This window comes from Falsiroseomonas sp. E2-1-a20 (genome assembly GCF_051433195.1).
GTDB lineage: Bacteria > Pseudomonadota > Alphaproteobacteria > Acetobacterales > Acetobacteraceae > Falsiroseomonas.
The window spans coordinates 37,533-49,011 of record NZ_JBHMFT010000029.1 but is presented as its reverse complement, the minus strand read 5'-3'; the positions used below and the strand labels follow the sequence as shown (position 1 = coordinate 49,011).

Sequence of the window (11,479 nt, the reverse complement as noted above, 5' to 3'; positions counted from 1 at the left end):
CTTTCACCGAACTCGCCAAAAGCTCCTCCGCCGTAAGGCCGAGGAGCTTTTTGCGTTCCCGCCCGCCGGCAGCATTGAGGCCAGGTGGCCAATCAACTGTCGGGTCCCACGATCTTGCGCCCGTAGCCGTTGCGGCTGTTCCTGGTGATGTCCTCGCCTGCCACGCGGTGGTCCATCTCCGGGGTTCAGCGCCCGCTCCGCCAGCGCCTTCTTCAACTGGTCCAGCAGGCCGCCCCGGCCAAAGGCAGTGCTGGCACTGGCGCCGAACAGCAACCGGTCCGGGACTGACCTGCCCCCCGCTGGTCCCGCGTTCATTGTGAGAGCCCGTGGGGATTGTAGACGAAATCCTGTGCTGGTTGGAGCGGCCGGGCGGCGGAGCCGTCGAGGTAGCGCAGCCGCCCGGCCACGTCCGCATGGCACCGGCGCACTGCATCCGGGGGCAGCCCGCCATGGCCAAGGCGATATGGGGTATCCGCCGTCCACCATCCATCGCACCTGGCGGCCCTTTGGGCTGCAGCCGCACCGCAGCGAGGCCTTCAAGCTAAAAAGCCACCCGCTGTTCGTCGAGAAAGTGCGCGACATCGTCGGCCTCTCCATGACCCGGCCCGAGCGGGCCCTGGTGCTCCGCGTGGATGAAAAGTCGCAGATCCAGGCGCTGGACCGCACCCGGCCAATGTTGCCGATGCGCCTGGTCCAGGTCGAGCGCCGCACCCACGATGGCACCCGCCACGGCACTACATCGCCGTTCACCGCGGTGGACATGGCCACCGGCGCTGTGATCGGCCGTTGCTATCCGAGGCACCGCTCCAGCGAGTTCCGCAAGTTCCTAGATCAAGTCGAGGCCAATATCCCGGCCGACCTGGACGTTCACCAGGCCGGCCCACGATTGGCGGGGCAAGCGCCCGCGTTGGCACGTCTCGCCGCTATCCATCGCTTCTGCCAGCACACCCTCCAGATCGGAGGAACTACAGAAGCAGGACACTGGCAGGCTGCGGAAATTAGGCTGATCGGAATGGCTGTGACCCACTTCGCGGTGGTGGTTGGCAGCGGCGGGTTGAATGATGCGTAGGTCGGATGGGCAGGCGGGGTCGATTGACAGCTATCTGAGCCCGGAAGCGCCGGTGCCGGTCCCCTCCACGGGCGATCCATGCACTGGTGAACGCGGCGATGGCGCGGCTCTCGGGTGATTTCGAAAAGCGCGACGTCATCGGCGGGCGAGATTCGATCACGTCAGGAAAGCTGCCAGGCGCTGCTGCTGCAGGCCTTCTGATCAGGCTGGTCTGGACGGCGGCTGGAGCTTTACGACGAGTGTTGCGGCTAAATCCTGATCCGCCTGCCGAAGCTGCTGGCGGCGCCTGCATGATCGCCGCCAGGGGCCAGGCACCGTGGTTTCCGGGGGTTTGGTGCCGGAAACTGGGCGCCACGGCCCGCCCCGAGCTATGCTCTGGCTGCGACCGCAAGGGAAATCAGGCCCGTAGCCGGGAATTTCCGCAGCCCGGTAGGGTGCCTCTGCCGTTGCGACGCGGTCCTGGATCCTTGAGGGGGTCGGCTTGCGCTTGAGATCTGGGGACTGGCCAGGCATCGCAAGGGCGCGGGCCGGTCGCTGGCCGCTGCAGGTTCCTGAGCGGATGTTGCGCTATGCGCGGCCAATGCCTATAGGGCGCCACCACCTGCGGAGAGGTGGCAGAGTGGTCGATCGCGTCGGTCTCGAAAACCGAAGTAGGTGCAAGCCTACCGTGGGTTCGAATCCCACCCTCTCCGCCAGTGCCCGTCCGGCACGCTCCCGTTCTGTCCGCTAAATCTTTCATATTCAACGGCTTGCCGATTTCTGGTCCGTTCCGAACCCGGCTTCCGGTTCGGCCGAGCACGGTTCCAGCCACTAAAGGCACGGGGCATCCGGTGGGGCATAATTCGGCCGATCAGCGCGATGCCCCACCGCCGCGACCTGCCGCCCGACGCGGTACCCTACCAACTCCCCGAACGGCCTTGCCGTGCGCGGCCCGCAAGCCCGTCCGTACCCCGCCTGCCGGGCCAACGATCTCAGACAGCCCGTCCGGACCCGTCAGCGCAAGGCGCTCGCCCCGGTACCCGAGCAAGGATTCCTGATCGCTCCCGCCAGCGCCGTTATGCGGACATGGCAGAAGACGACTTCACGGAAGCACTCCGAAGGCAGGTGGAAAGGCAGGTCGTCTACGCGCCCGGCCTGAAGGGCGTCCTGGGGGACGACAAGGAAAACGAGGAGCAGGAGGTCGCCTGCCTAATCCTTAATCACCTCGGCAACTCCGGGTACGCACTGGTCTCCGAACCCGGCGGCAAGGGAACCCCGCCGGACGTGGCGGCGATTCTCCCCGGCGGCGTCCAGGTCGGCATCGAGGTGACCGAACTGGTCGATGGCGCGATGCGGGCCAAGCACGCCCATCGCCGGGAGGCCGAGAGGGCGCTCGGCCTCGACCCGCAAGAAGCGTTCCTGGCCGAGCACCGCGCGTTCCTCACAGCGCGAGAGGCCGCTGCCACGGCGTGCCAAGAGGGTCGCGATCCCGCCGATGCGTTCGAGGAAACCCTCAGGGCGCGGCATCCCACACCCGATCACGTCGGCCATGATGTCTTCGCCGACTGGAACGACGAGCGGCTGGCGCGCGAGTTGGAGCGGATCATCCGGACGAAGGACAGCAAGCTCCGCGTCGCCGACCAAACTGGGTATGCCGAGATACTGCTCGCGATCTTCACCGACGAGGCGGCGATCACCGCAGAAGCGATGGTCCGGGCAGCGGCGAACGTGGCCTACCGGCCGACGAACATCGGCCGTGTCGCCCTGGTCGCCGGATACAACCCCGCGACCGGCGATTGGCCGGTCATCGTCTGGTAGTGACCGGCGAAGGGGGCATCTCCGTTCACGGATGCGAGAGATTGTGCCGCAGGTTCGGCTGCGGATGCGTCCAGAAACGTCCGGTTTACTCCGGCAGAGTTCGAAACAAGTCTGAATTATAGCCGTGGCGACGTCAGCCATAGCTCATGTATCTGCTTGTTCTGCCGCTTGCAGGAGAGAAGATCATGCTGACGAACGTGGAATGCAGGAGCGCCGAGCCGAAGGATAAACCGTATAAGATTTACGCCGAGACCGGCTTGTATTTGCTAGTGAATCCGAACGGCTCAAAGCTATTCCGGATGAAGTACATGTATGATGGGAAGGCCCGCACGTACTCAATAGGTAATTACGGCACCGGAGAGAACGAGATCACCCTGGCCAAGGCCCGGCAGGAGCGTGACGAAGCCAAGAAGCTCTTGAAGGAAGGACGTGACCCGACGCTGGTGCGGCGCCTGAACCGCATCCAGACGACCACGGACCAGTCCACGATCTTCCAGGAGGTCACCCAGGCGTGGCTGAAGAAGAACAGCTCGGGCTGGACCCCCAAGCACTCGGCGGACGTCGCCTCCAGCTTCCGAACGGATGTCTTTCCCGCCATCGGCAGGCTGCCATTGGCCGAAATCAACAGCGTTATGGTAATGAAGCTAGTGCTGGAGCCGATCGAGAAGCGCACGAACTTCGAGACCGCTCATCGCACTCGCCAACGAATGTCTGCGGTGTTCCGGTATTCTGCTGCCCTGGGTCTCGTTCCGAGGGAGCATGATCCGGCCGGTCGGCACCTGCTCGAGGTAATGCAGCCAGTCCCGCCGAAGAGGCCGCAGCCCGCCATCACGGAACTCGAGCCGCTTCGCGAGATGCTGCGAAAGGCCGAAGAGTACCCGTGCCACCCGACAACCAAGCTGGCGACGCGCTTCCTCGCGCTGACGGCCGTCCGCGTCGCGACGATGTCGGGCGCGCGCTGGGAGCAGTTCGTCGGTCTCGACGGCCCGTTACCCGTCTGGGAAATCCCGGCCGAGCAGATGAAGGGCGAAACCGGACACAAGCTGCCCTTCACGGTGCCCCTTTGTCGACAGGCGGTCGAGGTCATCGAGGCCGCCCGGCGCATTAACGGCCAGTTCCCCTGGGTATTCCCCAACGACATCCGCCCGCAGAAGGGGCCGATCTCGAACAACACGGTGATCTTCCACCTGTATCGTGTGGGCTACCGCGGGAAGCACACGGCGCACGGCTTCCGCGCCTCCTTCTCCACCATCATGAACGAGCGGCAGTCGTCCATGCGCCACATCATCGACTTCGCCCTCGCGCACGTCCCGAAGGACGAGGTGGAGGCGGCGTACAACCGGGCGAGATACCTCGAAGACCGCCGCAGGCTCCACCAGGAGTACGCGGATCTCCTGCTCGAAGGATTCCCCTCGGCCTTCGAGCTCCTCGACGGGCCAAAACGGTGACCGGCGGCGGAGGCGAAGTCCTGGCGAGTCCGCCTATGGCCTTCCTCGACCTCGAGGCGTCGTCCCTCCACCACGACAGCTTCCCCATCGAGATCGGGTGGGTGTTCGAGGACGGCTCGGGCGAGTCCTTACTGATCAGGCCGGAGCCGGGATGGAAAGACCCGTCGTCCGACGCGCAAGCTCTGTGCCCGCGATCCGGACGAGACGGAGATCCGCGGTGCCGAGGCGACCCTCGCCGTCCGGTCCGAGGCCGGATGGCTCGCGGTCGCCGAGAGCGACTACTGGGCGGCTGGAGCGCCGATGACGCTGCTGCCGGTCCGCCCACTCGCCTTCCCGACAATCGGGTTCGAAGAGGCCGCGCGGGGCTTCGAGGCAATCAGGGCGGACCGGCTTTTGGGGATCGGCGGGTGACGCCCGCCGTCAGGTCTCTCCGGCGCGGTTCGCGGCCCGCATCCACGTCGGAGCCGTTAAGCGCCAGGCCACCCGCCGCTCGCCTGTCTCGTCCGCCACCAGCCCCTCGGCCTCGCCCGCGCAGAGGCGCGCCAGTGCCAAGCCGAACAACCGGCACGTCTCGGCGGTCCGGCGCGGAGCCTCGGCTGCCGCGTCCTGCAAGGCGACTTCGACGGTTATGCGCGTCACGCGGCCTGGCGGCGGCCGCGTCGTCTCCGGCACGGCCTAGTGGGCCAGCAGCACCTGCAGCAGCTTCAGCGCCTCGGCGTCGGGAAGCTCGACGTCGTAGACGCCACCGTGCCAGCGCAAAACGCTTCCCTTGTGGTGGTGGCCCTCGGGCTGGACGCTGACGTCCACCCGCTGCCCCGTCGTCGTCGTGACGCCAGTGTAGGCCAACCGAAAGTCAGGCGGCATCGCCGCGCCCGTCTGGCAACGTCGCCGCGTCGGCCCGCCGCCCGAGGGCGACGATGCGGTGTCTATCCTGCGCGAAGCGCCTCGCGATGGCGGCCCCGAAGCCAGCCGTCGCACCGGTAATGAGGACAATCACGGCCCACCTCCCCATCCCCGAGCCAGCCAGGCCGCTACTGGCAAGCGAGCAGGCTAGGTCAGGCTCCCCTGCATCGGGAACCCGGGGTGGCTCGTGCTAAGGTGAGCTATATCCTCCCGCCCGGCACACCGCCTTGGACAGCCGTCCCTGCAAGGTTATCCACATCGACATGGACGCCTTCTAGGCGTCGGTTGAGCAGAGCGCGACGACCCCTCGCTGCGGGGGCGACCGGGGGCCGTCGGTGGCTCGCGCGAGCGGGGCGTCGTGGCGGCCGCCAGCTAGGAGGCGCGCAGGCACGCTGAGCTGACGGTGGGCGTCCGCAGCCTTGCCCGCTCGAAAAGCGAAGTCCCTCAACAAGCCGGTTTCAAGCGCGGCTCATCGCGCGAATGACTGATCGACAAAGCAACCGCTACGTTACAAACTGGCTGTTGTGGCGATTAAACCACGTAAGCCCAGGTGTCCCCGATAGGATACTCTGAGACGCGCGAGGCGGGGTCAGGTTGAGGGCAGTGTTGATACTTGCTGGCGAGCAGACACTGGTACTAGCCGGAACGCTCGGCGTTGGCCCGCCGGGTCCGATCTGATGCTTCGCAAATGGCTGATCCCGATAATTGTTCATTGATGAGGTGGACGCCTTCGGCGACCGTGCAGCGTACGGAGATCAGAATCGCGACTACAGCGTGCAGGTTCTGAACGCGATGCTGGAGCTCCTCGATGGCGCCCAATCGCGCGAAGGCGTCGTTGTGGTCGCCGCGGCTAACCGGCCGGACGCCATCGACCCGGCTCTGCTCCGTCCCGGCAGGCTCGACCGTATCGTCGCAATCGGACTGCCCAACACGGAGGCGCTGATCGGCATCCTGCGCCACCACCTGGGCGACGACCTGAAGGAGGTGGACGTGTCGTGGCTCGCGCGGGCCTGTGTTGGGCTGAGCGGCGCGCATGTCGAGCAAGCCGTGCGCGGCATGCGCCGTCGCGCGCGGCGCGCGGACCGCCGCCCCACGCTGGCCGACCTCGAAGGAACGCCGGACGAGGGCTTTCTTCTTCCGAATTGCTGCAGATTTCAGACCTGTCCTCCTCCCTGTTCAAGCCCGTGGCGCTCGACGGCAATTTCGGCATGGGCGCCAAGGCCGCGTCGCTGACATCGAACCGGCTTGGCCTGCGCTATCGGTCCTGCCGCCTCGGCCGCGTCTCGCAGATCGTGCTCGGCGAGCGCGGCGGAGTGTACGGCCGCCTGATGCTGCCCGACGCGGATGGCAATCCAGCCGAGGTCCTGGACGTGACCGACAGTTGCGCCGCCGAGGGTCGCCACTCGCTGGCCGAGGACTGGACCGAGGTGCTGCTGCTCGGCAATGCAGCCCACCAGGACACCGCCGTGGACCCCTATTCCGGCGACCCGGTGGTGGCACGGGACTGGGTGGTGCAGACGCTCGGCCGCCGCTTCGTCCGAATCCCGGACGGGATCAGCCTGATCATCGAGCCTGCCGCGAGCGGCCTGGCGGAGACGCGTCCCTTCACCTCGGCCTTCGGCCCCGACACCTTCGACCGCACGGAGGCGGTCACGACGGAAGGCGGCATCGTCATCCACTATGCCTACCGAGCCGAGGCCTCGGCCAGGCCGCGCGGCCCGGTGGACAGCGTCGGCATGGGCCTCGTCGTCTACAATGGCGAGGTCTACTCGCTGCTGGAAGGGCGGCGCTGGGCGCTACAGGCGCCGACCTATGGCTTCACCTTCGCCGCCCGCTTCTGCACCGTGATGGTGGAACTGCCGCACAGCTTCGGCGCCCGGCCCGACCAGTATCGCCAGTTCCTGCGGTTCGTCGACGGTGACCAGCATCAGATCGAGCTGGCCGATTTCGGTGACCTCGTGCGGCGAAACATCCCGGCCTGGCTGAAGCTGATCATCGACTCCTTGCTCCCCGACGAGGGCGAGTACCTGGAGGAAATCAAGCGCGAGCTGCAGGAGTTGCTGCAGGCCCTGGGCGTGGAGGATGCCGGTCGCGCCAGGCCGCTGCCGCAGCCCCCGGCCGAAGCCGCGGATGCGCAGACGCCACAGGCCAACGCCGCCGCGCCCCTGCCGCGTAAGCCGCCGCTGCCCAACCCGCCCGAGATCATCATGATCGAGGACGAGGCCGACATCATCGACAAGGGCCTGGGAGGGCGAGCCGCGCGGTATTATCGCGAGGCACGCCAGATCTTCGTGAATGCGCGCTACGTCGCCTTCGCCCGCATGTCGACCCAGCTTCAGGAGGAGTTCGCGCCCTTCGCGGAACGCGCGCAGGTCGAGCGTCTCGCCAAGCAGACCGCGGAATGGGCCATCGTGCAGCGGCTTACCCGGACCCTCGTCCATAGCCTGGCCAAGGGCAAGGCCGGCTGGGGGCCCGATGAGGTCAGGGGCGTGCAGTCGCCCGAGACCCTGAGCCTCGTGGTGGACGACATCGATCCGCTGCTCGGCCCGGCACGTCGCCGCATGGGCTCGCTGCTGGGCCTGGAGACCGAGACCGAGGGCGGCGGCAGCGCCTACTGGGTGGACCCGATGGCGCAACGTGCCGCCGGGGAGCTGGCGGACGCGGAGGCTCATCTGCAGCGCGCCATGGCCGCAAATCTGCCCCGCCTCGGCCCGTATTATCGCCAGATCGGCGCCATCATGATGCGGCAACGCAACTACGCCGCCGCCCGGGCCTGGCTCGAGAAGGGGCTGGCGGTGGACAGCCAGGATCCGTGGTGCCGGTACGAGTATGCCGGCCTGCTGCTGGCGGAGAACGACCTGGACGGCGCGGCGCGCGCTGCCGACGAGGCCATGGCCTGTGCCAGCGATAACCCCGCGCCGTTCCTGCGGCGCCGCGCCGAGGTCGAGATCCGGCGCGGCAACCTGCAGGCGGCCGAAGCGCTCCTGAACGTGGCCGCGGAAACGGATCCGCTCAGCCCCTGGGCGCATTACGATCTGGCCGCCCTGCATATCCAGCAGAACAACCCGGATAAGGCCGCGGCCGCCGTCGATACGGCAATGGCCCGCAGCCCCGTGCCCTCGGGCGCACTGCTCCGTCGCCGGGCTGAGGTCGATCGCCGCCAGGGAAACGTGGCCGCGGCGCGCAGCCGGCTGCATCAGGCGCTGGCGCTCGACCCGTCCGACCCCTGGTCCCGGCTGGACCTTGCGAACATTCACAGCGCCGAGGGCAAGCATCAGGCGGCACTGGAGCAGATCGACCAGGCGCTGGAAGCTGCCCCGAGCAGCCCGCACCACTTCTATCGCCTGCGTAGCGACATCGAGTTGCAGCGCGGCAACCGTGTCGCGGCCATGGCCGCCGCCCGGCGCGCCATCGAGGCCGACCCCGGCGACGCTTGGTGCCAGTACCAGGTGTCGAATGTGCTGCTCGCGGCTGGCGACCTGGATGGGGCGGACCAGGCTGCGCAGGAAGCAATCCGGCTAGCCCGGGTGCCGTCGGTGCACTTCTACCGCCGCCGTGCCGAGATCGAGGCCCGCCGGCGCAACTACACGGCCGGGCTGGAGATCCTCAAACAGGCGCTGGCGATCGATCCCAAGGACCCTTGGGTCTTGCTGGAGCTCTCGTCCCAACGCATGGCCGTGGGCGACCTGGTTGGCGCCGAGGAGGCCGTGGCCACAGCCCTGGCGGGCCCGCTTATCAACCCCGTGCATTTCCTGCGCCGGCGATCCGAGATTGCGTTCCGCCGCAACGACCTCGCCGCCGCGGCGGACTGGCTGAACAGGGCGGTGGTCGCCGACCCGACCGACCCGTGGTGCCGGATGGAGGCCGCAAGCCAGCTGATGGTCCAGGGCGCCAACGACGAGGCGCTGGCCAAGGTCCAGGAGGCGATGGCCCTGCGGCCGGAGCCGTCGCCGGTGTTCCTGCGCCGGGCCGCTGAAATCGAAATCCGCCGCGGCAATTTCGACATCGCGCGCGACTACCTGACGCAGGCCATGGCGGCCGCGCCCGAGGACCCGCAGCCCTGGTTGGACCTGTCCAACCTGCTCGCCGGCCGCGGCGACCGGACCGGGGCCCAGGCGGCCGCGGAAAAGGCCATGGAGCTGACCACCGAGGCGCGCGAGCGCATGCTGTCCGCGGCGTAAGCGCACGCTTCCGCGTTCCGTCACGATACCTGCCGGTGCCTGTGCCCGGCGCGTCGAGGCGACTGCGCTACTCGGACTCGTGCAGCAGCGGGCGCTGGTGCTGCCTGGCCGGGCGTGAAGGCCGGTCAGGATCTCCTTGGCGGAGTGGGTTGCGGTGCGGCGCTCTGCAACGTCGCGGGCTCCGCCATCGGTGTGGAGGAACTGCGCGGCGCCGTCAGGCCGCGCCGAGCAAAAGTCCCGGCTTTTCGTCCCCGAAGGCATCGGGACGATGGCGCGGGCTGGCCAATGTCAAACGATATCCGGAACCGGGCCCCCTGTTGTTCCGACTCCCGATGGCCGTGACTCGCGACGGGGAGTCCCCGACGCGGGGATGATGTCATTCAAACTGGAGAGCATCGGAGGCTCGGGCGAGAGCGGCAGCGGCGTGGCGGCGGCATGGATCAGGCCGGTGGCGGCAGATTTCCGCAGGCCGCCTGGACGTGCGCCCAACGTCTTGCATCCAGCGCCAGCGTCCGGACATGGACCAGGTCTCTGTGGCAACTTCACCCCAAGCCGGGTCGGTTCTCAGCGGCGATCCGGCCGGCGGACCCGGCGGACCCGGCGGACCATCTGGGGCACTGCATTCCGGCGCCGGGTACGCAGGAAGTAGGGGTTCAGGTCGGGTCGGCTCATGGCCGGCGTGCTCCGGAGACCAGCCCTGATCGCATGCCCCGGAGACGCGGATGAGACCCGACTCAGCGACGGCATCGGCTTTCCCGCCGGAATTGTCCTGCCGATGCCGGAACTGTCCAGGATGGTCGTCAGCCAGGGCTGGCGCGCGTGCATGGTTGCGCATTAGGAGGGAGGCAGCCATGCCCTTGCCTGCACTGCCGACCCACTTCGACAGGCTCACGACGTTCAGCGTCGTTCGCACGAACGACCCGGCGGAGCTCGATGGCCGTTCGCGCGTCAGCGATCGTCTTGCGGGATCAGGCCGTGCCTACCGATATCAGCTCCGTGACCGCTCGCTCTGGCGCATGCGCTTTGACGAGCCGATCTTCAGCCTCGCGACACGCAGCGCGGGTGCCATCGTCGCGAGCCACGGTGAAAGCCGCTTCGCGACGGAAGTGTCGATCGAGGGCGATGGCGACCTTTTCTGCTTCGCCACGCTGCTGCACGGCGACGTGACGCTGATCGGGCAGGGGCAGGCGGCAACCGGCACCGCATCGCGCGGCCTCGTCTTCCGTCCCGGCCAGGACACGCGCCTGGTGACCAGCGACGACAGCCTGCGCACCAATGTCTTCATCAAGGTCGCCGAGGTCGAGCATGCGCTGGAACACATGCTCGACGCCCGCCTCCGCAAGCCGCTCGAGTTCCGGCCCAGCCTGGCCTGGAGCGATGGGCTCGCGGGAAGCCTGAAGTTCCAGCTCGATCTGATGATGCGGGAATTCGAGCGGCCCGACGGCATCGCCGACAACGTCGTCGCCCTGGCCTCGACGACCGACCTGCTTGTCGCGCTGATCCTGCGCGGCGCCCCGCACAGCCATTCCGATCATTTGCATCTTGGCGCCGATGGCGCTGCGCCCGCCTATGTCCAGCGCGCCGAGGAATTCATGCGCGTGCACGGCGCCGACCCGCTGCGTATTCCCGACATCGCGGTCGCGGCAGGATGCAGCGTTCGGACCCTGGGTGCCGTGTTCAAGCGGTTCCGTGGCCGCACGCCGCTGGCGGCGCTGCACGCCATTCGGCTGGAGCAGGTGCATGCCGAACTGTGTCGCGGCACGGCCGATATCCCGGTCGGGACCGTCGCGCGCCGATACGGTTTCACCAACGCGTCCCGGTTTGCCAGCGCATTTCGTCGCCGTTTCGGCGAAACGCCGCTGGACGCAGTGCGGCGCGCTTCCAGGCCATGACCTGCTGCGTCCCGGTGGACCGCCAGGGCGCGTGGAAGCCGGGAAATGCAGGATGCTGCGGAGTTTGAGAGGACGCGGCCATCCTGCAGGTGGCGTGCGGGCACCTGCGCGAATGGCACTTTCGGCACGAAGCCAGGGACCGCGCGGATTCCGCGGTCAATCGAGAGGGTCCGGCGCCGGATTGGAAGG

At 67.7% G+C, this 11,479-nt stretch carries 8 protein-coding genes, 1 tRNA gene and 3 pseudogenes; 8 read left to right on the top strand and 4 right to left on the bottom strand.

Annotated features, from left to right (window positions below; translation table 11 throughout):
* Positions 1-107: 107 nt before the first annotated feature.
* Positions 108-315: pseudogene (locus ACFHPP_RS24395) on the bottom strand (IS256 family transposase); the annotation flags it as partial.
* Positions 316-481: 166 nt separating this feature from the next.
* Here ACFHPP_RS24395 and ACFHPP_RS24390 point away from each other — a divergent pair.
* The 4 genes and pseudogenes from ACFHPP_RS24390 to ACFHPP_RS24375 all read left to right on the top strand — a co-directional run.
* Positions 482-871 (top strand): annotated as a pseudogene (locus ACFHPP_RS24390) (IS630 family transposase); the annotation flags it as partial.
* 803 nt (positions 872-1,674) lie between these two features.
* Positions 1,675-1,764: transfer RNA gene (locus ACFHPP_RS24385), tRNA-Ser, on the top strand.
* A 370-nt stretch (positions 1,765-2,134) separates the two neighbouring features.
* Positions 2,135-2,866, top strand: coding sequence for a hypothetical protein (locus ACFHPP_RS24380; RefSeq protein ID WP_437165839.1), 732 nt, complete (start codon positions 2,135-2,137; stop codon positions 2,864-2,866).
* 185 nt (positions 2,867-3,051) lie between these two features.
* Positions 3,052-4,314 (top strand): tyrosine-type recombinase/integrase, encoded by a 1,263-nt coding sequence (locus tag ACFHPP_RS24375; protein ID WP_437165838.1) that lies wholly within the window; start codon positions 3,052-3,054, stop codon positions 4,312-4,314.
* A gap of 420 nt (positions 4,315-4,734) precedes the next feature.
* Here the strand turns inward: ACFHPP_RS24375 and ACFHPP_RS24370 are convergent, their stop codons facing one another.
* Genes ACFHPP_RS24370 through ACFHPP_RS24360 form a run of 3 tightly spaced genes read right to left on the bottom strand, consistent with a single transcriptional unit; the run spans position 4,735 to position 5,311 of the window.
* The gene (locus ACFHPP_RS24370) at positions 4,735-4,953 is read right to left on the bottom strand and encodes a hypothetical protein (RefSeq protein WP_437165837.1); all 219 of its coding nucleotides are present in this window, start codon (positions 4,951-4,953) and stop codon (positions 4,735-4,737) included.
* A gap of 36 nt (positions 4,954-4,989) precedes the next feature.
* Complete coding sequence (locus ACFHPP_RS24365) at positions 4,990-5,160, bottom strand: hypothetical protein (protein ID WP_437165836.1); 171 nt, start codon at positions 5,158-5,160, stop codon at positions 4,990-4,992.
* A gap of 7 nt (positions 5,161-5,167) precedes the next feature.
* A complete protein-coding gene (locus ACFHPP_RS24360) occupies positions 5,168-5,311 on the bottom strand; it encodes an SDR family NAD(P)-dependent oxidoreductase (RefSeq protein WP_437165835.1) in 144 nt (47 codons plus the stop codon).
* A gap of 169 nt (positions 5,312-5,480) precedes the next feature.
* On the opposite strand from ACFHPP_RS24360, the pseudogene ACFHPP_RS24355 reads away from it, so the two are divergent.
* The 4 genes and pseudogenes from ACFHPP_RS24355 to ACFHPP_RS24340 all read left to right on the top strand — a co-directional run.
* A pseudogene (locus ACFHPP_RS24355) lies at positions 5,481-5,590 on the top strand (DNA polymerase IV); the annotation flags it as partial.
* A 332-nt stretch (positions 5,591-5,922) separates the two neighbouring features.
* Positions 5,923-6,450 carry an AAA family ATPase gene (locus tag ACFHPP_RS24350; RefSeq protein ID WP_437165834.1) on the top strand — a complete coding sequence of 176 codons (528 nt, stop codon included), beginning with the start codon at positions 5,923-5,925 and terminating at the stop codon, positions 6,448-6,450.
* 194 nt (positions 6,451-6,644) lie between these two features.
* Positions 6,645-9,398: a tetratricopeptide repeat protein gene (locus ACFHPP_RS24345; RefSeq protein WP_437165833.1), complete on the top strand. Its 2,754-nt coding sequence runs from the start codon at positions 6,645-6,647 to the stop codon at positions 9,396-9,398.
* An 851-nt stretch (positions 9,399-10,249) separates the two neighbouring features.
* A complete protein-coding gene (locus ACFHPP_RS24340) occupies positions 10,250-11,290 on the top strand; it encodes an AraC family transcriptional regulator (RefSeq protein WP_437165832.1) in 1,041 nt (346 codons plus the stop codon).
* Positions 11,291-11,479 lie beyond the last annotated feature (189 nt).